The sequence below is a fragment of the Mesorhizobium sp. STM 4661 genome, from assembly GCF_000359125.1.
GTDB lineage: Bacteria > Pseudomonadota > Alphaproteobacteria > Rhizobiales > Rhizobiaceae > Mesorhizobium.
The window spans coordinates 31,826-52,578 of sequence record NZ_CAAF010000070.1; the positions used below are offsets into that span (position 1 = coordinate 31,826).

20 protein-coding genes are annotated in these 20,753 nt (G+C 64.3%); 6 read left to right on the forward strand and 14 right to left on the reverse strand.

Annotated features, from left to right (window positions below; genetic code table 11):
- Position 1: 1 nt before the first annotated feature.
- From MESS4_RS35030 to MESS4_RS23630, 4 genes are read left to right on the forward strand one after another with little or no spacing between them, the layout of a single operon-like run.
- Positions 2 to 1,012, forward strand: coding sequence for a molybdopterin cofactor-binding domain-containing protein (locus MESS4_RS35030; RefSeq protein ID WP_006336432.1), 1,011 nt, complete (start codon positions 2 to 4; stop codon positions 1,010 to 1,012).
- Positions 1,013 to 1,021: 9 nt separating this feature from the next.
- Entirely contained in the window at positions 1,022 to 1,903 is an 882-nt protein-coding gene (locus MESS4_RS23620; RefSeq protein WP_006336434.1) for a MoxR family ATPase, read from the forward strand.
- A complete protein-coding gene (locus MESS4_RS23625) occupies positions 1,900 to 3,144 on the forward strand; it encodes a VWA domain-containing protein (protein WP_006336437.1) in 1,245 nt (414 codons plus the stop codon). The genes MESS4_RS23620 and MESS4_RS23625 overlap by 4 nt, the downstream gene beginning before the upstream one ends.
- Positions 3,144 to 4,031: an amidohydrolase gene (locus MESS4_RS23630; RefSeq protein WP_036241961.1), complete on the forward strand. Its 888-nt coding sequence runs from the start codon at positions 3,144 to 3,146 to the stop codon at positions 4,029 to 4,031. The genes MESS4_RS23625 and MESS4_RS23630 overlap by 1 nt, the downstream gene beginning before the upstream one ends.
- A 37-nt stretch (positions 4,032 to 4,068) precedes the next feature.
- Here the strand turns inward: MESS4_RS23630 and MESS4_RS23635 are convergent, their stop codons facing one another.
- Positions 4,069 to 5,511 carry a DHA2 family efflux MFS transporter permease subunit gene (locus tag MESS4_RS23635; RefSeq protein WP_006336440.1) on the reverse strand — a complete coding sequence of 481 codons (1,443 nt, stop codon included), beginning with the start codon at positions 5,509 to 5,511 and terminating at the stop codon, positions 4,069 to 4,071.
- A 178-nt stretch (positions 5,512 to 5,689) separates the two neighbouring features.
- Between MESS4_RS23635 and MESS4_RS23640 the strand changes: the two genes are divergently transcribed.
- Positions 5,690 to 6,691, forward strand: a complete 1,002-nt coding sequence (locus MESS4_RS23640; protein ID WP_006336441.1) for an ornithine cyclodeaminase family protein — start codon at positions 5,690 to 5,692, stop codon at positions 6,689 to 6,691.
- Positions 6,688 to 8,169: a histidine ammonia-lyase gene (gene hutH / locus MESS4_RS23645; RefSeq protein ID WP_006336442.1), complete on the forward strand. Its 1,482-nt coding sequence runs from the start codon at positions 6,688 to 6,690 to the stop codon at positions 8,167 to 8,169. Before MESS4_RS23640 ends, hutH begins: the two co-directional genes overlap by 4 nt.
- A gap of 20 nt (positions 8,170 to 8,189) precedes the next feature.
- Here hutH and MESS4_RS23650 read toward each other — a convergent pair whose 3' ends face one another.
- From MESS4_RS23650 to MESS4_RS23710, 13 genes are all read right to left on the reverse strand, one after another.
- Positions 8,190 to 8,993 carry a 3-methyl-2-oxobutanoate hydroxymethyltransferase gene (locus MESS4_RS23650; RefSeq protein ID WP_006336443.1) on the reverse strand — a complete coding sequence of 268 codons (804 nt, stop codon included), beginning with the start codon at positions 8,991 to 8,993 and terminating at the stop codon, positions 8,190 to 8,192.
- A gap of 44 nt (positions 8,994 to 9,037) precedes the next feature.
- Positions 9,038 to 9,352, reverse strand: a complete 315-nt coding sequence (locus MESS4_RS23655) for a MocE family 2Fe-2S type ferredoxin (protein WP_006336444.1) — start codon at positions 9,350 to 9,352, stop codon at positions 9,038 to 9,040.
- Between the two features lie 32 nt (positions 9,353 to 9,384).
- Positions 9,385 to 10,473, reverse strand: coding sequence for a fatty acid desaturase family protein (locus MESS4_RS23660; RefSeq protein ID WP_006336445.1), 1,089 nt, complete (start codon positions 10,471 to 10,473; stop codon positions 9,385 to 9,387).
- Positions 10,474 to 10,563: 90 nt separating this feature from the next.
- On the reverse strand, positions 10,564 to 11,745 hold the full coding sequence (locus tag MESS4_RS23665; protein WP_006336456.1) for an aldose 1-epimerase family protein: 1,182 nt from the start codon (positions 11,743 to 11,745) through the stop codon (positions 10,564 to 10,566).
- Between the two features lie 10 nt (positions 11,746 to 11,755).
- Positions 11,756 to 12,538 carry an ATP-binding cassette domain-containing protein gene (locus MESS4_RS23670; RefSeq protein ID WP_006336457.1) on the reverse strand — a complete coding sequence of 261 codons (783 nt, stop codon included), beginning with the start codon at positions 12,536 to 12,538 and terminating at the stop codon, positions 11,756 to 11,758.
- Positions 12,539 to 12,540: 2 nt separating this feature from the next.
- On the reverse strand, positions 12,541 to 13,545 hold the full coding sequence (locus MESS4_RS23675; protein WP_085987834.1) for an ABC transporter permease: 1,005 nt from the start codon (positions 13,543 to 13,545) through the stop codon (positions 12,541 to 12,543).
- 62 nt (positions 13,546 to 13,607) lie between these two features.
- The gene (locus MESS4_RS23680) at positions 13,608 to 14,549 is read right to left on the reverse strand and encodes a substrate-binding domain-containing protein (RefSeq protein ID WP_006336459.1); all 942 of its coding nucleotides are present in this window, start codon (positions 14,547 to 14,549) and stop codon (positions 13,608 to 13,610) included.
- Between the two features lie 70 nt (positions 14,550 to 14,619).
- Positions 14,620 to 15,534, reverse strand: coding sequence for a sugar phosphate isomerase/epimerase (locus MESS4_RS23685; protein ID WP_006336460.1), 915 nt, complete (start codon positions 15,532 to 15,534; stop codon positions 14,620 to 14,622).
- 42 nt (positions 15,535 to 15,576) lie between these two features.
- Positions 15,577 to 16,665, reverse strand: a complete 1,089-nt coding sequence (locus MESS4_RS23690) for a Gfo/Idh/MocA family oxidoreductase (RefSeq protein ID WP_081609837.1) — start codon at positions 16,663 to 16,665, stop codon at positions 15,577 to 15,579.
- Positions 16,666 to 16,715: 50 nt separating this feature from the next.
- On the reverse strand, positions 16,716 to 17,792 hold the full coding sequence (locus MESS4_RS23695; RefSeq protein WP_006336462.1) for an ABC transporter ATP-binding protein: 1,077 nt from the start codon (positions 17,790 to 17,792) through the stop codon (positions 16,716 to 16,718).
- A gap of 3 nt (positions 17,793 to 17,795) precedes the next feature.
- Positions 17,796 to 18,881 (reverse strand): ABC transporter ATP-binding protein, encoded by a 1,086-nt coding sequence (locus tag MESS4_RS23700; protein WP_006336463.1) that lies wholly within the window; start codon positions 18,879 to 18,881, stop codon positions 17,796 to 17,798.
- Between the two features lies 1 nt (position 18,882).
- On the reverse strand, positions 18,883 to 19,839 hold the full coding sequence (locus tag MESS4_RS23705; protein ID WP_006336464.1) for a sugar ABC transporter permease: 957 nt from the start codon (positions 19,837 to 19,839) through the stop codon (positions 18,883 to 18,885).
- Positions 19,836 to 20,696 carry a carbohydrate ABC transporter permease gene (locus MESS4_RS23710; RefSeq protein ID WP_006336466.1) on the reverse strand — a complete coding sequence of 287 codons (861 nt, stop codon included), beginning with the start codon at positions 20,694 to 20,696 and terminating at the stop codon, positions 19,836 to 19,838. Before MESS4_RS23710 ends, MESS4_RS23705 begins: the two co-directional genes overlap by 4 nt.
- Positions 20,697 to 20,753: the final 57 nt, after the last annotated feature.

Consider the following 20,753-nt stretch of genomic DNA (forward strand, 5'->3'; position numbering starts at 1 on the left):
GATGGCGATCAGGCGCGGACGCGGCGTCGCCGCGATCAACTATCCGACCGGCATGAACCTCGGCGGCGATCCCACCCAGGCCCTGGTGCATTCGACGCCGACCGGCAATTTCATGGTGACGCTGTCATCAGTCGATCTCGGCCAGGGCATGAAGCAGATCATGGCGCAGATTTGCGCCGAGACGATCGGCGTGCCGACCGACCGCGTGGTGGTCGACACCGCCGACACCGACACCGGCCCGCACTGCATGGGCACCTTCGCCTCGCGCGGCACGCACCGCGCCGGCAACGCCGTCATCCAGGCCGCCAAGGAGGCCCGCCAGGTGATGCTGGAAGTGGCTGCAGAGGAGCTGGAAGTCAACGCCTCCGATCTCGAGACCGATGGCCAAGGCAACATCCTGGTCAAGGGCGCGCCGCGGAAATCGATCTCGATCTTCGACGTCGCGCTGTCGGCGCATTTCAAGCGCGGCCGCTCGATTTCCGGCCGCGGCATGTTCCTGATCCCGCGCTCTTATCCCGAGAAAGAAACCGGCGCGATGAAGCCGTCGACCTGCTACGCCCATGCCTGCACGGTGGCCGAGGTCGAGGTCGATGACGAGACCGGCGAAGTCACCGTGCTGACGGTGAAGAACATCTTCGAGATCGGCCGCGCGCTGAACCCCAAAATGGTCGAGCAGCAACTCGTCGGCGGTTCCTGGATGGGCATCAGCCACGCGCTCTACGAGACGACGGAACCCTATTATCCCAACCGCGACCATGGCGGCACCGACTTCAACCAGTATCTGATGCCGGGCCCAGGCGATCTTGCCGAAACCGAGATCATTGTGCTGGAACGTCCGTCCGCTGATGGCCCCTACGGCGCCAAGGGACCGGGCGAAATGTGCGCCAACCCGCAGATTCCCGCCGTGGCGAATGCTGTCTTCGACGCCGTCGGCGTGCGCGTCGACACGCTGCCGATCACGCCGGAGCGCATCCTGCGTGCCTTGAAGGCGCAAACCGGCGCGCCGAACTGAGTGCTGGAAATGCCTGAAGCGAACGCCGAGACTGTAGCGACCTCGCCGGAGGCGGTGGCGTCCGGCCTCGCCGCCTCGCGCTACCTGGCTGACGAGAGTCTTTCGACCGCGATCTTCCTGGCGATAAGGCTGGGCAAGCCGCTGCTGCTCGAGGGCGCGCCGGGCGTCGGCAAGACGGAAGCGGCGAAGGCGATCGCCGAATTGCTCGGCCGTGAGCTGGTGCGGCTGCAATGCTACGAGGGCATCGACGCCGCGCATGCGCTCTACGAATGGAACTACCAGCGCCAGTTGCTCGCCATCCGCCACGCTGGCGACCACGAGATCGACATCTACGACGACCGCTTCCTGATCGCGCGGCCGCTGCTGCAGGTGCTCAACGCACCGGAGGAGCGCGTGCTGCTGGTCGACGAGATCGACCGCTCCGACCATGAGTTCGAAGCATTGCTGCTGGAATTCCTGTCCGATTTCCAGATCAGCATTCCAGAGAGAGGCACTATTCGCGCAACGGCGCAGCCGATCGTCATCCTGACCTCCAACCGCACGCGCGAACTCGCCGAGGCGCTGCGCCGGCGCTGCGTCTACCACTGGATCACTTATCCCGATGCCGCGCGCGAGGCCGAGATCATCATGCTGCGCGCCGGCGACGTTGCAGAAGCGACGGCGCGCGCCGTGGCGGCGGCCGTGCAGAGCATCCGCGCCCGTCCGCTGGCCAAGCCGCCCGGCATCGCCGAAGTAGTCGAATGGGCCAATGCCGCCACCATTCTCGAAAAAGGCGGCAGCCCATGGCCGGAGGCCTTCCGCCGCGCGATCGGCGTGCTGATCAAGGACGAAGAGGACCTGTCCTACATCGCGCCAGAGCTTAGCCGGATCGTCGAGGAGGCGCTGGCGTGACACGCGACGTCAACGACCCCTTCGCCCCGTTCACGGCGGGACGGACGAATATGGATCGACGGTACATTCCGCAACGCTGGCAGGACAGAGGGGGGCGCGAAGGAATGATGCGGGGAGAAAGCTTACCCCGCGCCGCAGCGCCTTTGCTCGGCTTCGGCCGGCTGCTGCGCCGCTACGGCTTCCCGGTGGCGCCTGAGCAAGTGTCCAGCTTCATGCAGGCGGTGACGCTGCTCGGACCACGCTCGATGGCCGACATCCGCCAGGCCGCCCTTGCCACGCTGGCGCCGCCGCCCGACCGCCGCGACGAATTCGAGGCGCATTTCCAGAGCCATTTCTACGGCAATACCGCTGCGGTGGTCGAAGGCGACAGTGATGAGGAAACCCGCATCAAGGACGACGGCGGCACCAGCGAGGAAGAGAACGAGGTGATCCGCCAAGAGGAAGGCGGCGAGCTATCCTCAGGCGTCGAACAGCTGTGCACCCGCGACTTCCAGCGCGACGGCGACGGGCTTGCCGCCTTCCGCCGCAAGCTCGCTGCCGCCTTGCCCACTCGCCGCTCCTTTCGCACCGTGCGAACGCATTCGCGCGGCAAGCTCGATCTGCGCCGTTCGTTGCGCGAAATCGTCAGTGCCGACGGCGACGTGCCGTCGCCGCTCTTGCGCCGCAGGCAGACCGTGCCGCGCAAGCTGCTGCTGCTCATCGACGTGTCCGGCTCGATGAAGCTGCACACATCAGACTATCTCAAACTGGCGCATGCCGCCGTGCAAGGCGGCGGCCGCGCCGAGATCTTCACCTTCGGTACGCGGCTGACCCGCATCACCGGGGCGCTGCGCATTCGCGACCGCGACCAGGCGCTGGCCCGCGCTGCCGCGCAGGTCGACGATTGGGATGGCGGCACCCGCATGGGGCCGACGCTGCTCGCCTTCCTCTCAGTGCCACGCTTCTCCGCTTTCGCCCGGGGTGCAGCGGTCGTCATCCTCTCCGACGCGCTGGAGCGCGGCGACCATGCCGAGCTGGAGACCGCGATGCGCCGTTTGAGCGGCCGTGCCTTCCGCTTGTCGCTGGCGACGCCGCTCGCCGGTGACCCGCGTTTTCGGCCAAAAACAGCGGCCCTGCGCGTCATCCTGCCGGTGCTCGACGATCTGGTCGACGGTTCGTCGGTGAAAAACCTCACCGGTTTCATCCTGTCGCTTGCCCGCCCCGCCCCGGCGGCCGAGGCAATATGGAAAAGGGTTTCATGATGCAGAAGGCGATCGACGCGCATTTCCACATCTGGCGCCAGCAGGATCAGCCCTGGCTGGTCGGACCGATGGTGCCGCGCATCTTTGGCCCTTACGAGCCGATCCGCCGCGACTATCCGATCGAGGAATTCCTCGCCGACCAGAAGGGCGCGGGCGTCGAGAAAGCCGTCTATGTCCAGACCAACTGGGCCAAGGAAGATTTCGAGAATGAGGTGGCCTTCCTGCAGAAGACCGCCGACGAGACCGGCTGGCCGCATGCCATCGTCGGCTATGCCGACATGACGGTGGACGACGTGCGCCATCAGATCGACCGGTTGAAAAAGTATCCGCTGCTGCGCGGCGTGCGCATGCAGCTGCACTGGCACGAAACGCCGGCCTTCCGCTTCGCCGCCTCGGTAGATCAAGTCATCGACCCGAAGGTGCGAGCCAATGTGGCGCGGCTCAAGGATTACGGCCTGTCCTTCGATCTGCAGCTTTTCCCCGCCCAGATGAAGGACGGCCTGACGCTGGTCGGTGAGAACCCCGAGACCAATTTCATCCTCACCCATGCCGGCATGCTGACCGGCATGGAGCCGGAAAACACGGAGACCTGGAAGGCCGGCCTGCGCACACTGTCAGCGGCGCCCAACTTCTACGCCAAACTGTCCGGCCTCGGCACCTTCGTCCACCGCAACGACCCGGCGCTGATCGCCTATATCGTCGACAATGCGATCGACATCCTTGGCTCAGACCATCTGATGTTCGGTTCGAATTTTCCGATTGAGAAGCTGTGGACCAGCCACGCCGAACTGATCAAGGCGCACCGGGAGGCGGTGGGTAAGCACGGTGCGGCGGCAGAGGCCGACATCTTCTGGAACACGGCGGAAAAGGTTTATCGGCCGGTGTGAGTGCTGCTTCTCGCTTCACCCTGAATTGCAGGCGATTTCAGTTCCGCGGAAGATGGCCCGAAACCTCGGCGCCCGCGGCCGCCGGCAATGCCAGGAAACGCAAGGCGGCCACCAGTCCGATAGCGCCGATCGCCAGGAAGGCGAGACGGAAGTCGACGAGGTCCAGCGCCGGCCCGCCCCTTGCGATCCGCGACAGGTTGAGCAGCGCCGCCGCCACCGCTACGCCGAACAGCATCGCCACCTGCTGCAGCATGCTGGACAAGGTCGCTGCCGAACTGCGCTGCGGCGCGGCCACGTCGGCGAAGGCGAGTGTGTTGAGCGCGGTGAACTGCATCGAACGCGACAGCCCGGCAATCAGCATCAGCGCCACCACCAGCACTTGCGGGGTGTGTGGCGAGATCGCCGCGCAGGCCATGATCGACAGCGACGCGATCACCCCGTTGACGATTAGCACCGGGCGGAAGCCGAAGCGCCGCAGCGTCGGCGTCGTCACCGCCTTCATGCCGAGATTGCCGAGGAAATAGGCCAGGATCATCAAGCCGGCATCGATGGGGCTGAGGCCGAAACCGACCTGGAACAGCAGCGGCAAGAGGAACGGCGTGGCGTTGATGGCGACCCGGAAGACCGTGCCGGCCGTCAGCGTCGATATGGCGAAAGTCTGCACCTTGAATGCCGTGAGATCGAGCAGCGGATGTTGAGCACGCGCGAGATGCCGCACGGCCAGCCAACCGACAAGGACGCCCGCGCCAAGCAGCGCCACGGTCGGCAAGGCGCCGTCTTCCGGATGCGCGATGCGCTCGAGACCGTAGAGCAGCGAGGCGAGCCCCACCGAAGTCAGCAGAAAGCCCGGCCAGTCGAGCGGCCTGGTCTCGGCTTCGCGGTCGCCGGGGATGAAGCGGGCGACCAGCGCCAGCCCAGCCAGCCCAAGCGGAATGTTGATGAAGAAATTCCAGTGCCAGGAGAGATAGGTGGTGATGAAGCCGCCAAGCACCGGCCCGACCACTGGCGCGAACAGCGCCGGCCAGGTGATCAGCGCCGTGGCGTTGAGCAGCTCGGACTTCGGTGCGTTGCGCAGCACCAGGATGCGGCCGACCGGCGTCATCAGCGCGCTGCCCAGGCCTTGCACGGCCCGCGCGGCGACGAACTGGGTCAGGTTCTGCGAGACGCCGCAGGCGATCGAGGCGAGCGTGAACAGGGCGATGGCAATGAGGAAGATATTGCGCGCGCCAAAGCGGTCGGCGAGCCAGCCGGATAGCGGCACGAACACCGCCATGGTCAGCATGTAGACGGTGATGCCGATGCTCATCGCCACCGCCGGCACACCGAAGGACTGGCCCATCTGTGGCAGCGACGTCGAGATGATCGTCGAATCCAGAAGCTGCATGAAGAAGGCGACGGCGACAATCAGCGCAACGCGCCGTGCCTGCCGCGCGGGTACCGCGCTTTCAGGCAAGGCTTCGTTCTCGGGAATGGCGGTCATGAACGGAACTGTACGAACTCTTCCCGCGCCACTGGGAACCAACAAATTGTCCGGCAAATGATGTGCACCGGTTTGAACAGCATTTGGGCGGCTTCGTCCAGAGATGGACCAACAAACTTTCGTGTCGCGTCACGGCCTGTTATGGGATGGCTGGGGCCTTCTTGGAAACCGCGCACGCATGAAAGCAATCTACATCGACTATCTCAACGCCCTCGACATCGAAGCACTCGCAATGACCGATGCCGAGATCATCGCTGCGGTCGAAGCCGGCCTGGTGGCGCAGGGCAACGGCCAGACGGTGATCGAACCGCGTGTCCATCTTGAGCCGGACCCGTCCTTCCATGGCCATTTCAACGTTCTGCGCGGCTACATCGCGCCACTCGACACGGCCGGCGTCAAGATCGTCGGCGATTATGTCGACAACTATCTGCACGGCCTGCCGTCGGAATTCGGCATCCTCAACCTGTTCGATCCGCGCACCGGCACACCGCGCGCCATTCTCGACGCCACGGTCATCACCGATATGCGCACCGGCGCCGTCACCGCCATCGGCGCGAAACATCTGGCGAAAAAGACATCGAAAATCCTCGGTCATGTCGGCGCGCGTGGCACGGCCTACTGGAACGTGCGCCTGCTCGATCATCTCTTCGACTTCGACGAGATTCGCGTGCATTCGCGCCGGCCGGAAAGCCGCGACGGCTTTGCCGCCAAGCTGTCCGCCGACCTCGGCAAGAAGGTCACGGCGGTCGCCGACTGGAAAAGCTGCGTCGAGAGCGCCGACATCGTCGTCGAGGCCTCGCGACTGCCGGAGCCGCAGCCGCTGCTCAAGACCGAATGGATCAAGCCCGGTGCGCTGGTGGTGCCCTACGGCACGATGAGCGCGGTGGAGCTTTCCTTGACCGACATCATGCAGAAGATGGTCGTCGACGATTGGGGCCAGTGCAAGGGCGGCAAGTTCGGCTCGCTGCGTGCCCATGTCGAGACCGGACGGCTGAGCGAACAGACGCTGCATGCCGAACTCGGCCAGATCGCCGCCGGCCTCAAGAGCGGGCGCCAAAGCGACGATGAGACGATCCTGTTCTGGCATCGCGGCCTGTCGCTGTCCGATATCGCTCTGGGCAAGGCGATGCTGGCCAAGGCGCAGGCGCAAGGCATCGGCCAGAGGCTGCGCTTCGCATGAGCGCGCTTGTCCTGACCGGCGCCGGCGTCGGCATCGAGGATGTCGCGTCGGTCGCCCGCGACGCGCGGAAGGTGGAAGTCGCACCCGATGTCATGGAGCGGCTCGACAGAGCGCGAAAGATACTCGACCAGGCCGCCGCGTCCGGTCAGCAGATCTACGGGCTCAACACCGGGCTCGGCGCCAATCTTGGCACCACGGTAGAGGGCGACGCCAGCGCCTTCCAGCGCCAGCTCCTGGAGGGGCGCAGCGGCGCTGTCGGCGAGGCGCTGCCGGTCGAGACCGTGCGGGCAACGATGTTTGCTCGGGCAGCGATGCTGTCGACCGGCGGCTCAGGCCTATCGCCTGCCGTGTTTGTTGCACTGGTCCAGGCGCTCAATGCCGGCGTCCATCCCGTGATGCCGTCGCTCGGCTCGATCGGCGCCGGCGATCTGGTGTTGATGACAGCTCTTGCCGGCTTGCTGATCGGCGAAGGCGAAGCCGAATATCAGGGCCGGCGCATGCCGGCGGCCAAGGCGCTGATGATGGCGCGCCTCACGCCCGTCAGCCTCGCGCCCAAGGACGGGCTGTCGCTGATCAACGCCTCGGCGGTTTCGGCCGGCAGCGGCGCGCTGGCAGTGGCCGACGCATTGTCCGCCCTCGCGCATCAACAGCAGGCCGGCGCGCTGACCATGGAAGCCCTCGGCGCCAATCGCACGATCCTCGATCCGCGCCTGCAGGCGGCAAGACCTGCCGCCGGCCAGCAACAAGCCGCGAAAGGCTTGCGCGATCTTCTGGCCAGCGACGAAAAGCAGACACCGACGACCTTGCAGGACCCGCTATCGATCCGCTGTATGCCCTCGATCCACGGCGCGCTGATCGAGGCGATCGGTCAGGCAAAGCGGGCGGTCGAGATCGAGCTCAATGCCGCCGCCGACAATCCGCTGGTGCTCGGCGACGACGGCATGGTGCTGTCGACCGGCAATTTCCACACCGCGTCGCTGGCGCTTTCCTTCGAGACGCTCGGCCTCGCCATAGCGCAAGCGGCGGCGGCCTGCGCCGCCCGCTTCATCCAGCTCACCGGCTCCGGCCGCAACGGCCTGCCCAAATATCTGTCGCCGGTCGGCGGCGCCTCGGCCGGTTTCGTACCGCTGCAGAAGACGCTGGCGGCAATCATGGCCAGCATCCGCCATAAGGCCAACCCGGTGATGCTCGACTTCCTGCCCGTCTCGGAAGGCGTCGAGGATCATGCCACGCAAACGCCGCTGGCGGTTGCGAAATGCGCCGAGATGATCGTGCTGTCGCGGCGGCTGATCGCCTTTGAGCTGATGGCCGCCGCGCAGGCGATAGACCTGCGCGACGCACTCACACTGGCGCCGGCCACTGCCGCAATTCACGGCGCGGTGCGCGCGCTTGTCCTCCCGCTCAAGGAGGACCGGCCGCTCGGCGCCGAGGCCGAAGCGCTTTATGCAGCGCTCACGAATGGGAACTGGCCAGCCTAGCTGGTTTACGCCCGCCTTGCTCAGGCTGCGCCGTCGACCTTCTTCATGAACAGGCTGAGTTCGTTGGAGTCCATGTGCACGATGTGCCTGTCTTCCGGGTAGGCTCCGCTGTTGACGTCGGCGACATACTCGGAGAAAGCGGCGACGCGTTCGGCTTGCAGGCGGTCATATTCGGCGGCGAAATTGCGATAGACCTTGGAATGGCGGGGCATGTGGCCGCGGTTCTGGCCGAGTATATCGTCGGCGAACAGATATTGCGCGTCGCAGCCGGTGCCGGCCCCCATCGACAGCATGATCAGCGATGTGCGTTCCGAGATTGCCTTGGCCACCTCGACCGGCACCACCTCGATCTCGGCGCCGACAGCACCTGCGGCTTCCAACTGCTTGACCGCCTCGAAGACTTGCATGGCGGCGGCGGCGGTCTTGCCGACGGCCTTGAAGCCGCCGGTCCAGGTGGCGCGAGACGGGATCAGGCCGACATGGCCAATGACAGGAATGGCGTCGTCAGCCATCCGCTTGATGGTGGCATAGCCGGCGCTGCAATAGACGGCGTCGGCACCGGCCTTGTAGAGCCGGAACGCCCAGCGGACGAAGTCGTCGGCTGTACCGATCTCGTAGAAATTGTCCCCCGGCATGGTGAACAGACTGGGCGCCGCATCGCGGTATTGCGGGTTGAGCACCAACTCGGGCGGCACCGAGACGATATCGACACCGGCCCGCTCGGCCGCCTCTGCCTCGTCCATCGTCAGCACGCGCAGCATCGTCAATTGCCGCTTGCCCTTCATGGCCCGCAGGTCAGCGATCGTGGGTCTTTTCCGGCTCATCGATTTTTATCCCCTTGTGATTGCTGCGGAGTGGCTCGGACCGCTCAGCCGATCTGGATCAGCACCTTACCGGCCGCGACCTTGACCGGGTAGGTCACGAGATTGACGCAGACGGGCGCCCCTTTGGCCTGCCCGGTCTTGTAGTTGAAGCGGCCATTGTGCTTCGGGCATTCGATGATGTCGTCCATGACGAGCCCGTCGGCCAGATGCGCCTTCTCATGGGTGCAAAACCCATCCGTGGCGAAGAATTCGTCGTCAGGCGAACGGTAGACCGCAAAGGTGCGGCCGCCGTGATCGAAGCGGATGACGTCCTCTTCCTCGACATCGTCCACGGCGCATGCCTCCACCCAATCGGCCATCTCTATCTCCTGAAATCCCTGCTCCGCGCAACCTATTCCGCAGCCGCCGACATGTTGACCTCGTGGAACTCGCCACGATAGGGCCGCGCCGTCGGCGGCAGCTCGCGCTTGAGGAAATAGTCCTCATATCTGAGCTGCTTGAGCAGGACCGGCCAGACCTCGCGATAGGCATGACAGATCGACGGGTTGGGCACGGGCAAATCGTGCTTGATCAGCTCATGCAGCCTGGGCAGCGCGTGATAGGGCACCATCGGGAACATGTGATGCTCGACGTGGTAGTTCATGTTCCAGTAGATGAACCGGCTGATTGGATTCATGTATACGGTGCGGGTGTTGAGCCGGTGGTCGACGACATTGTCGGCGAGACCAATGTGCTGCAGCAGACCGGTCATCACCATGTGCCAGCTGCCATAGAGGCGCGGCAGGCCGATCAGCATCAGCGGCAGGAACGACCACATATAGAGGGCGAGTGCTATCGTCGCGACGTAGATGGCAACATGCCAGCGCGCGGCGGTGACGACCTTCGGCAGCTCCATCTCCGGAATGAAGCTCCTCTCGTCGGGCGAGATCTTGCCGAACGCATTGCGCACCAATGTCGGCAGTGAGTAACGGAAGTCGAGGATCCCGGTGAAGGCAAGTGCTGCGCGCAGCAGGTCCGGCGGCCGCATCACCGCGATCTCGGCGTCGCGCCCGACGATGATCGTGTCGGTGTGGTGGCGGGCATGGCTCCAGCGCCAGGTCACCGGGTTGCGCATCAGCATGAAGCTGGCGATCTGGTAGACCACATCGTTCATCCAGCGCGTGCGGAAGGCGGTGCCATGGCCGCATTCATGCCAGCGCGAGTCGCTGGAGGAGCCGTAGAGCACGCCGTAGACGAAGAAGAACGGCACGCACCACCAGGTGCCCCAGAACCAGATGCCGCCGCCGGCGGAGCCCAGAATGGCGACGATCCAGATGACCGTATCGCGGATCGCCGGGCCGTCGGAACGCTGCATCAGTTCCTTCATCGCCTTGCGGGAGACATCGGTGTGATACCATTCCGCCGAGGCAAGCCCGGTCTCGATCGCGATCCGTGTGCTTTCGCCGACCAGGCTGTAGTCGCGCTTCATCTTGTCAGCCATTGTGACCTCCAAATCCTGATGGCCGCGCGCCCTCCCCGCGCCGACCAGAGCCGACCTCCCGACTGGTGCCTCGCATCGTCCTCGTCATCGTCACGATCTGCCTCCGAGAACCGGAAATTTGCCCGACGGCCGCGGAAAATCCTGCTGCGGCTGCCTGGCGATCGCTGTGATCCTGTCTTCAGCGGCCGCGATATCGTCGGCACCGTCGAGAACGCGGAACACCGCATCGTAGGAGCGGCTTTCGCTATGCTCCAGCCAGATCATCTCGCCGCGTTCGCGGGCAGCCAGATTGCCGAGCACGTGATGCGTCGACGGCTCGATGCCCAGCGCATACTGTCCCGCCTGGAAGTTCTGCCACTCATAGGCACAAGGCAACTGCTCCTTGCGCGTGACGATCTCAAGGCCGAGGCCAAGGCGGTCGTTGACCACCGCCACCGGCACGTCGCCCTCGGCGTCGGCGGCAAGCTCATGCTGCCAGACCTGCTCCTGGAAACCCAATTGCGGCGCCGGCACCGTGCGATAGCCGACCTTCTGCGCCTCGTAGCGCTCGCCGGCATGGGCTGCCCAGACCACATCCCTTATCGGCGCCAGATAGCGCGAGCCTTCGTCGAGCACGGGATGGCTGACATTGATGTGGTAGAAATACATATGCGGCGTCCGGTTGAAGCCGTGATTGACGACGCGGTCCGATAGCCGGATCTCATTGCCGCCGACATCGGCCTCGATCCGCCGCAGCAGGTGCAAATCCTCGCCGAACACCGTCGACTGCTGCATGATAGCCTCGGCCCACAGCACGCAGCGGTCGCCGTCCCAAGCCTCGCCATAGCCGGTCAGCCGCGCCGGAATAGTGCTGATGCGGCCATGCAGCGAATGACGAACCGTCTTCTTCGGCGGATAGTTGTAGCTGTCGGCCGGCACCTCGTTCATGAACAGGATGTGGTCGAGGCCGCAAGTGAGCAGCAGGCCGGAAAACGACCGCGCCCAGGCAAGGCCCTCCTCGCCCTCATGCTCGTGCAGGCCGGGATGACGAAAGCCGCTTGGCGAATGCCAGCCGATCGCCTGTCCCCTAAAGTCGCAATCGGCGATGTCCAGCGCCCGGTCGACGAGTGCCGTGAACCGCAATCCCGAGCCGGTGCGGAATTCAAGCATGCGGATGCCGCGCTCGACGCCGTCGCCAAGCGTCATCAGCCGCACACCGGCGAATTGCGACAGCATGCCGGACCGCTCCGAAACCTGCCGGCGCGACAGCGTCTTGCCGTAAAGCTCTACCATGTGACGGCCATCACTTCGCTCTCGTCTCTTTCAACAGGGCCGACATGTCGGCGCCGGTGATGATGCTTTCCACCGTCAGCAGGTCGGTATCGGCGACCGTCTGCTCGGCGACGATCTCGCCGCGGCGCATGACGATGATGCGGTCGGCGACCTGGAAGACATGGTGGATGTTGTGGGTGATCAAGAGCACCGAATGGCCGGCCGCACGCACCTCCTTGACGAAGCGCAGCACGCCATGCGTCTCCTCGACGCCGAGATTGTTGGTCGGCTCGTCGAGGATGATCACCTTGGCGGCGAACTGCATGGCGCGCGAAATCGCGATCGATTGGCGCTCGCCCCCCGAAAGCGTGCTGACCAGCGCGTCGGCGTCGAGCTTTTTCGAGATGCCGACACGCTTCAGCAAGGTTGAGGCTGCATCGCGCAATTTGGCCCGATCGAGCGGCGCGAACACGCCCAGCCACTTGAAATTGACAGGTTCGCGGCCGAGAAAGAGGTTGCGCGCGATGCTGAGATCCGGCGCCAGCGAGGTGTCCTGATGGATGGTCTCGATGCCGAGATCCATCGCGTCGCGCGTCGAGCGGATCGAGACCTTCTGTCCCCGCACATAGATCTCGCCGCGATCGACGGGAAACACCCCGGAGATCGCCTTGATCAGCGTGGATTTGCCGGCGCCATTGTCGCCCAGCAACGCTACCACCTCGCCTTCGTTCAGCGCGAAGGACGCATTCTTGAGCGCGCGGACGCTGCCGAAGGACTTTTGCAGATTCTGTAGCCGGAGCACTTCCTGCGCCATGGTCAGCTCCTTGCGGCGTTCTTCTGCAGCAGAGCGTGCAGGATGAGCATGGCGAGGATGATGACGCCGACAAAGATGTTGTAGGCAAGCCCGGGCACGCCGATCAGCACGATGCCGTTGCGGATGGCGCGCAGCATCAGCGCCCCCACGATCGTGCCCAGGATCGTGCCGCGCCCGCCGGTCAGCGCCGTGCCGCCGACCACCACCATGGCGATCACTTCGAGTTCGTAGCCGGTGCCGGCAACCGGCGAGGCAGCCGAGATGCGGAAGGCGCTGATCATGCCGGCCAGTCCCGCCAGCACGGAAGTCAGGATGAACAGCCAGATCTTGACCGCATCGGCCGGTACGCCGCGCGCCACCGCCGCGTTGCGGTTGGAGCCGATGGCGCTGATCCAGTTGCCGAGCTTGGCATAGCGCAGGATGTAGACCGCCAGCAGCGACAGGCCGACGAACCACCACAGCGAAGTGTAGAGCCGGAACGAACCGACATAGAAACTGCCGGCCAGCAGCGTCACGAAGAAGCCGGGCTGGTCCCAGGATTTCAGCGGAAAGCCCTGTGTGATGTAAAGCGCGGCACCCCGCACCACCAGCAGCATCGACAGCGTGACCAGGAAGGAGGAGATGCCGATCTTGGTTACGATCAGCCCGTTGATCGCCCCGATCGCCACGCACAGCAACAAGCCGGCAAGCAGCGCCACGCCGATGCCGGCCTCGCCGTTCTGCACCAGCAGCATGACGACGACCGGGGCCAGCCCGAACACGGCGCCGACCGAAAGGTCGAACTCGCCCGCCGTCAGAAGCAACGTCATGCCGAGCGCGATGATCCCGAGCTCGGGCAAGAACGCCATCATATTGGAGATGTTGAGCGGCGACAGGAAATTGGCGTCGGCGATGGCGAACACCGCCAGCAGCACGATGAGGATGATGAGCGAGGAGAATTGCGGCGAGCGGATCAGGCTCGACCTGCGCTTGGCCCCAGGCATTTCCTCTTCAGCGGCGATTGTCATGACTGCTTTGAACCATACCTTGGAGCGACGCCCGCCGCCTGCGCGGCGGGCGTCAGTTTCAATCACTTGTTGTAGAGTTTCAGGATCGGCTCGACGCTCGAAGCGTCGTAGAGGCTGAAAGTGCGGATGTCGTAGCCGATCGGCTCGCCGGAGGCGGCGAGCCCGAGCAGCGCCACCGGCATGAAGCCTTGCGCCGACGGGAACTGCCAGGCGGCCGCGTTGACGAAGCCGGCCTTGACGGCTTCCGCGGTTTCCTTGGAATTGCCCCAGCCGACGACCGGAATCTTGCCGGCCGGCACGCCGGCGCCATCGAAGACGCGCTTGACACTGGCCGCGACGGAATCGCCGAGGGCGATGATCGCCGGCGGATTGTTGGCCACCATGTAATCGGTCATCTTGGCGATGATGCCGGCCGGATCGGTGCCGCAATCGACCACGTCGTATTTGATGCCGAGCGGATCGAACACGCTGGCGATGCCTTCGGTCTCGAGCTGCTGGTAGCTGGCTCCCGGCACTTCGACCGGGAGGAAAACCTTGTCGCCCTGCTTCACCATCTTGCGGTCGACGAGATACTTGGCCCAGATAACGCCGGCTTCCTTGAGATCGGCGCCGACATAGGCCTGCCGACCGGTCGCCGGATCGTCTGTGTTGAAGAACACGATCGGGATGCCGGCGGCCTTGGCCGCTTTTACCTCCTCGGTCCACAGACCGGGCTGCGCCGAAGTGGTGGCGATGCCGTCGGGCTTGGCCGCGAGCGCGGAATTGAAAGCCTCCTTCTGCGCCGCCATGTCGCCACCGCTGAAGGAGATCTTGCAGGTCACCTTGAGCTGGTCGCAGGCCTTGGTCGCGCCGGCGTTCCAGTCGAGCCAGAACGCATCCGACGGGCCGCCATGCGACAGCAGGTAGAAGGTCTTCTGGCCATCCTGCGCCAGTGCCTGCGAGCCTAACGCCAGGCCGGCGAGCACTGTCGCTGCCGCCGCCAGTTTCAATCCGAATTTCAACATTTCGCTTCCTCCATTGTTGTTTCCTCCCGGCCGAAAAGCGCCGCCGCATGGCGGCGACGCGGGACTGCTGTCAGAGGCCGTTGGCGCGGAACTTGTCGTCGAGGAATTTCTTGGCCCGCGGCACGTCGTCTTCCGAGAGATGCTCGATGATGACCGGGATGTTCGGGCTCTTCTGCGACAGGCGCTGCAGATAGAGATCGTAGTTCAGCGAACCGGTGCCCGGTGCGTTGAGCACCATCTCGCCGACGCCGCGGAACGTGTGCGAGGCAAGCGCGTCGTCATCGCCGATATCGGCATGCTTCTCGCTCTTGTCGTCGCCGGCGCGCGCGACATCCTTGGCGTGCGCGATCTTGACCTTGTCGGCCAGCGTGTCGAACACCTGGTTCAGCACCTTGTCCATCTGGTCGATGTTGTGGCCTTCGAAGTAATTGGTCGGGTCCATCAGCAGGCCGAGGCCGGGATGGTCGACCTGCGCGAACATCCGCACCGTTTCCTCGACCGACCCGACGACATTGTTGACGTAGGTTTCGAGCAGGAACATCGAGCCATGGTCGTAGGCTTCCTGCGCCAGCTCGGCGATCACCTTGCGGCACATCTCAAAGCCCTCTTCGGACTTGTTCTTGGGATCGCTCATCCACTCGCTCTCGGTGTTGTAGGTGCCGGTCTCCGAGATCACGTAAGCGCTGCCGAGCTGGCGCGCGTTGCGGATGATTTCCTTCAGCCGCTCGACATTGGCCTTGCGGTGCGCGAGGTCGGGATGAATGACGTTGGTGTAGCCCGAGATGCAGCAGATCGGCAGGTCGTGGGCGCGGAACGTATCGCGCACCTTCCTGGCCTTGTCCTTGGTGATCTGGCCGGCCGACAGGTCGATATCCCTAAAATGCAGGTCGAGCTGCACGGTGTTGAAGCCGTGGCCGCGAATTTTCTTCGCCGTCTCTTCGAGGCCATAGGGGAAATACCCCGTAAAAATTCCGGATTGCATCATGGTGTGAAGTCCTCCCTGTAAGTGATTCAGTCGCCTGCTGTTTCAGTTAATCGAGATTTCGGAAAGCTTGACCGTGCGGCCCTTCTCGATCGAGCGGTAGCCGGCCTCGATCAGCGCCATGGTCTTGACGTTGTCGGCGACGGAGAGCGCCGGCGGCTCACCTGTCTTCACCGCGTGCTGGAGTTGTTCCATGACGCCGATGAAGGCATGCGGGAACCACATCGTGTTCCAGCTCGGCGTGACCCATTTCCCGTCCGTTGTCTCGGTCGAGGCATAGGTCAGCGTCGAGGCGGAGCCTGTCGGCCAGCCGATAGTGCCCTTGGCGACACCCTTCGTGCCGTCGACGCGCCAGTTGATGTGCTGGTCGTCCTTGTAGCCATCCTGGCGCGGACCCGACCAGACATCCTCCAGCGACACCGCAAGCACGCCTGACGGAAACCGCATCGTCGACACGGTGATGCCGTCGGAATGGTCGAATGTCGTGCGCGGATCCTTGCGGGTCAGCGTGGTAATTTCGTCCGGATCGCCGAACAGGAAGCGCAGCACGTCGAGATGGTGCACGCTCATATTGGCGAGCGTCAGCCTGTTGTATTCCTCCAGGAAGGTCTGCCAATGCGGGATCGCATGCATGTCGATCTGCGCGAAGACGATGTCGCCAAGCGCGCCGCTGTCCATGATCTGCTTCAGGACGCGCATCGACTGGTCGTAGCGCATGTTCTGGTTGACCGAGAGGATCTTGCCAGCCTTGGCCGCCTCGTCGCGCAGTTCGATCGCGTTCTTGAGCGACAGCGCCAGCGGCTTTTGCGCCAGGATCGCCTTGATATGCTTCTGCTTCAACGCATGGCGGATCAGCGCCGGCTGCTGATCCGGCGGGAAGGCCAGGTCGATGATCTCGACATTTTTGTCCTCGATCAGTTGCTCGGGCGTGTCGTGGACGGTCGGGATGCCCCAGCGTTTCGCCACTTTTTCGGCGCTGGCTTTGGTGCGCGAGGCGATCGCCACCACCGGAAAGCCGGCCTCGTGATAGGCAGCGAGATGGCATTCGGCCATGATCATGCCGGCGCCGACACAGCCAATCCTGTATTCTTTCGTGCGGACCCTCACGTCCGGCTCGAAGCCGATGCCCGCTATTTCTTCGCTTGCCATCTGATCCTCCCGAAGCTCGTTTCTTGCAGCCGCCGTCATCGTGCCAGCGCTCCCCCGCCATGGCCGAAATAATGCACCCGGCCGGGCTCGCAGGATATCGCCACCATCGCGTCCGGTCTGATGTCCGGCTGACCGCGCAGCAGCGCCCTGAGGCGCGCCTGCCCGGCAGCGAGCGTCACGATGGTATAGCCGCCGAGCGGCTCGACCTCGAACACGCGCGCCGGGCGGCCCGTGCGCCCATCCGACCTCGCACCATCCGACCATGGCCGAACCTTGATGTCTTCCGGCCTGAGACCGATCTCCACGGCATCGGCCGGAGCAGCCTTGTCCGCGATATGGATCCTGCCCTCCGCTGCCTCGACGCCGCCCTCGCCGCGCACCGATTTCAATATGTTCATCATCGGCGAGCCGAGCAGCCGCGCCACATAGGTGCTGGCGGGGCGGTCATAGACCTCGGCCGGCGCGCCGATCTGCCTGATCTTGCCGCTCTCCAGGATAGCGATGCGGTCGGCGACCGACATCGCTTCCTCCTGGTCGTGCGTGACATAGATCAGCGTCTTGCCGAGCTCGCGCTGGATGCGTTTGAGCTCGACGCGCGTCTCCTCGCGCAGCCGTGCATCGAGCGCCGAGATCGGATCGTCCATCAGATAGGCGGCCGGGTCGCGCACCAGCGCACGGGCAATCGCCACGCGCTGCCGCTCGCCGCCCGAAAGCTGCGCCGGCGGCTTGTGCAGTATATGGCCGATATGCAATTTGGCCGCGACATCGGCGACGCGCTTTTCGATCTCGGCCTCAGCAACCCTGCGTTCGACCAGCGGAAAGCGCACATTCTCCAGCGCGCTCATATGTGGGAACAGGGCCAGGTTCTGGAACACCATGGCGACGTTGCGCTCGGCCGGCGACACCGCGTTCACAGGCCTGCCGCCGATCAGGATCTCGCCCGTATCAGGAGCCTCCAGCCCGAGTATCAGGCGCAGCAGCGTCGACTTGCCGGACAGCGGCGGCCCGAAGAAGCAGAAGAACTCATTGTCGTTGACGGCAAACGAGGCATCGTCGACGGCGAGCGTGCCGCCATAGCGTTTCGTCACGTTGCGGAAGACGACATCGGCCATGGCTCAGTCCGCCTTGATCGCTTGGCCGGTGGCGGCGTCGAAGACGCGCACCGAGGACGCGGCCGGAGCGACGATCGCGGTCTGTCCGATCGCCAGCCCGACATCGTTCTCGAACACCGCTTTGACCGCGCTCTCACTCTCGCCAAGATGGACGATGGTGCGCGCGCCGATCCGCTCGACGAAGCTCACCGGCATCGAAAGGCCGCGGTCGGAGAGAGTCACCTGCTCCGGCCGGAAGCCGTAAAGCACATCTCCGCGCGCGGCCCTCACCGCCGGGGCGAGATCGTCCGGCAAGGGTGGCGTGACGCCCAGCGGCCCGAGATCGATCACCAGGCCACGGTCGCTTTCCGCGGGCCTGCCCTTCAGCAGGTTCATGCCCGGCGACCCGATGAAGCGGGCGACGAAGACATTGGCCGGATTGTTGTAGACCTCGAGCGGCGTGCCGACCTGCTGCAACACGCCGTGGTCCATCACCGCGATGCGGTCGGCCATGGTCATGGCTTCGAGCTGGTCGTGGGTGACATAGACCATGGTCTGCTTGAACTGGCGCTGCAACTGCTTGAGCTCGGTGCGCATGACCGCCCGGAAGGCCGCGTCGACATTCGATAGCGGCTCGTCGAGCAGGAAGATCGCCGGCTCCATGATCGCCGAGCGGCCGATCGCCACGCGCTGCAAGATGTTGACCGACAGCCGGTCGGCTTTGCGATCGAGCAGCGACGTCAGTTGCAGCATTTCGGCAATGGCGCCAACGCGGCGGTCGATCTCGGCTTTCGCGGCGCCACGCATCCTCGGGCCGTAGGCGAGGTTCTGGCGCACAGTCATATGGGTGAAGATCGCATAGTTCTGGAAGACGAAGCCGACGCCGCGCCGTCCCATCGGCACGCCGGCCATGTCGCGCTCGCCAAACAGGATCTTGCCGTTGGTCGGCTCCTCCATGCCGGCGATCATGTTCATCGTCGTCGACTTGCCGCAGCCCGACGGCCCGAGCAGCGCCATGAACTCGCCGTCGGCAATGGCGAGATCCATCGTCTTCAGCGCGGTAAAATCGCCGAATTTCTTGACCAGGTTCTGCAGATGGATGGCGCTCATCTCACGCCTCCTGCCTGGCCGCGGCCATGCGCTTCATCGCAAACACCGCGGCGATCGACAGCACGATCAATATGGCCAGCGCGATCGCCGCCACATAGCCCCAGATCAGGTCCTGCGTGGTGAGCTTGTAGATGTAGACGGAGATCGTTTCGGTGGCGACACCGGGGCCGCCGCCGGTCATGATGTAGAGCGTGTCGAAGATCTTGAAGTTCTCGATCACCCGGATCGCCAGGGCGATGATGATGATCGTCTTCATCTTCGGCAGCACGATGGTGATGAAGCGCTGCCAGGGATTGGCCCCGAGCAGCGTCGCCGCCTTGATCTGGTCCTCCGGCACGCCGACCAGGCCGGCAAGCAGGATGAGGAACATCAAGGGCGTCCACTGCCAGATGTCGGCGACCATCACCGCGATCAGCGCCAGCGTCGGGTCGGAGAGCCAGGCGATGGTGACGGGAAAGCCTGATAGCGCCGACAGGATGTCGTTAACCGGGCCGCCCGACTGGAACAGCATGAAGAACATGTAGCCGGCCACCGCCGGAACCACCATCATCGGCATCAGCAGGATCGAGTAGAAGATCCGCTTGCCCGGAAACTCGTCGGCAAACAGCGTGGCGAGCGCGAGGCCCATCAGGAATTCCGCCGGCACGCAGACGATCATGACGATGGCCGTGCGCTTCAGCGCGCTCCAGAAGCGCGCGTCGACGGCAAGGTCGGTGTAGTTGGCGAAATTGTTCCACAGCGACCAGGCGTTCCACCAACCGAGGCCGGACAGCGGCGACCAGTCGGTGAGGCTGATGTAGAGCTGCATCAAGAGCGGGAAGACGGCGATGAACAGCACCAGGATCTGCGCCGGCAATGTCAGCCGGAAGCCGAGCTTTGCCCCTTCGTCCCGCAGGGCCGGCTTTGCCTGGACGGTTTTCATCACGTCCTCCGAAATCGTGGCAGTCACCGCGCTCATTGCTTGAGCGCTCCGAAGGTCAGCCCGCGCACCAGATGGCGCTGGATGGCGATGCCCATGATGACAGGCGGCACCGCGGCAATGAGGCCAAGGGCTGCCTTGGCGCCATAGAGCTGTCCGGTCATCGAGGACGACAGCGAGGCCATGTAGACCGGGATCGTCACCCATTCGCGCGTCGTCAGAAGCAGCGCGATCAGATAGTCCGACCAGTTGAGGATGAAGACGAAAAGTGCGGCACTTGCCAGCGGCGCGCGCATCATCGGCAACGTGATGCGGGTGAAGACGCGCCACCGCGAACAGCCCTCGACGAGCGCCGCCTCCTCGATCTCGCGCGGCATGTCGTCGAAAAAGGTCTTCATCAGCCAGAAGGCGAAGGGCAGCGTGACGATGCCGTAGATCAGCGACAGCCCCCACCAGCTGTCGGTGAAGTTGAGGAAGGCCCACATGATCATGACAGGGATCATCACCGCCATCGGCGGAAACAGACGAAGCTGGATCAGCGCCAGCGGCAGGTTCTGGCCCGAGCCGAAGCGCGACAGCCCATAAGCCGCGGCGGTGCCGGCCGACATCGCGATCGCCGTGCCGAACACCGCCGACAGCAGCGACGAGACGATCGGTTTCATTGCCGTGCGGTCGAGCGCGACGATGAGGTTGTTGGTCGATTCACCGAAGACGAAGCGGAAATTGCTGAGCGTCGGGTTCTTCGGCCACCAGGTCAGGTCGGCGCCGGTCGCCGACCATTCGGCGATCGGCTTGAACGCCATCGACACCATCCACAGGATCGGCACCAATGTTACCGCCATGGCCGCGAAGATCGCGGCATAGCGGAATATCTCGAAGGGAATTGAACGCTTCATCTTGCAGCTTTGCTGGTACCATCGTTTGCGGAGGGGAAGAGCAATCACTCCTCCCCT

Excerpts from the sequence above, each read along its gene's own strand:
- MESS4_RS35030 (WP_006336432.1), top strand. The coding sequence starts at position 2 with ATGGCGATCAGGCGCGGACGCGGCGTCGCCGCGATCAACTATCCGACC.
- MESS4_RS23620 (WP_006336434.1), top strand. The coding sequence starts at position 1,022 with ATGCCTGAAGCGAACGCCGAGACTGTAGCGACCTCGCCGGAGGCGGTG.
- MESS4_RS23630 (WP_036241961.1), top strand. The coding sequence starts at position 3,144 with ATGCAGAAGGCGATCGACGCGCATTTCCACATCTGGCGCCAGCAGGAT.
- MESS4_RS23635 (WP_006336440.1), bottom strand. The coding sequence starts at position 5,511 with ATGACCGCCATTCCCGAGAACGAAGCCTTGCCTGAAAGCGCGGTACCC.
- MESS4_RS23640 (WP_006336441.1), top strand. The coding sequence starts at position 5,690 with ATGAAAGCAATCTACATCGACTATCTCAACGCCCTCGACATCGAAGCA.
- hutH (WP_006336442.1), top strand. The coding sequence starts at position 6,688 with ATGAGCGCGCTTGTCCTGACCGGCGCCGGCGTCGGCATCGAGGATGTC.
- MESS4_RS23650 (WP_006336443.1), bottom strand. The coding sequence starts at position 8,993 with ATGAGCCGGAAAAGACCCACGATCGCTGACCTGCGGGCCATGAAGGGC.
- MESS4_RS23655 (WP_006336444.1), bottom strand. The coding sequence starts at position 9,352 with ATGGCCGATTGGGTGGAGGCATGCGCCGTGGACGATGTCGAGGAAGAG.
- MESS4_RS23660 (WP_006336445.1), bottom strand. The coding sequence starts at position 10,473 with ATGGCTGACAAGATGAAGCGCGACTACAGCCTGGTCGGCGAAAGCACA.
- MESS4_RS23665 (WP_006336456.1), bottom strand. The coding sequence starts at position 11,745 with ATGGTAGAGCTTTACGGCAAGACGCTGTCGCGCCGGCAGGTTTCGGAG.
- MESS4_RS23670 (WP_006336457.1), bottom strand. The coding sequence starts at position 12,538 with ATGGCGCAGGAAGTGCTCCGGCTACAGAATCTGCAAAAGTCCTTCGGC.
- MESS4_RS23675 (WP_085987834.1), bottom strand. The coding sequence starts at position 13,545 with ATGACAATCGCCGCTGAAGAGGAAATGCCTGGGGCCAAGCGCAGGTCG.
- MESS4_RS23680 (WP_006336459.1), bottom strand. The coding sequence starts at position 14,549 with ATGTTGAAATTCGGATTGAAACTGGCGGCGGCAGCGACAGTGCTCGCC.
- MESS4_RS23685 (WP_006336460.1), bottom strand. The coding sequence starts at position 15,534 with ATGATGCAATCCGGAATTTTTACGGGGTATTTCCCCTATGGCCTCGAA.
- MESS4_RS23695 (WP_006336462.1), bottom strand. The coding sequence starts at position 17,792 with ATGGCCGATGTCGTCTTCCGCAACGTGACGAAACGCTATGGCGGCACG.
- MESS4_RS23700 (WP_006336463.1), bottom strand. The coding sequence starts at position 18,881 with ATGAGCGCCATCCATCTGCAGAACCTGGTCAAGAAATTCGGCGATTTT.
- MESS4_RS23705 (WP_006336464.1), bottom strand. The coding sequence starts at position 19,839 with ATGAGCGCGGTGACTGCCACGATTTCGGAGGACGTGATGAAAACCGTC.
- MESS4_RS23710 (WP_006336466.1), bottom strand. The coding sequence starts at position 20,696 with ATGAAGCGTTCAATTCCCTTCGAGATATTCCGCTATGCCGCGATCTTC.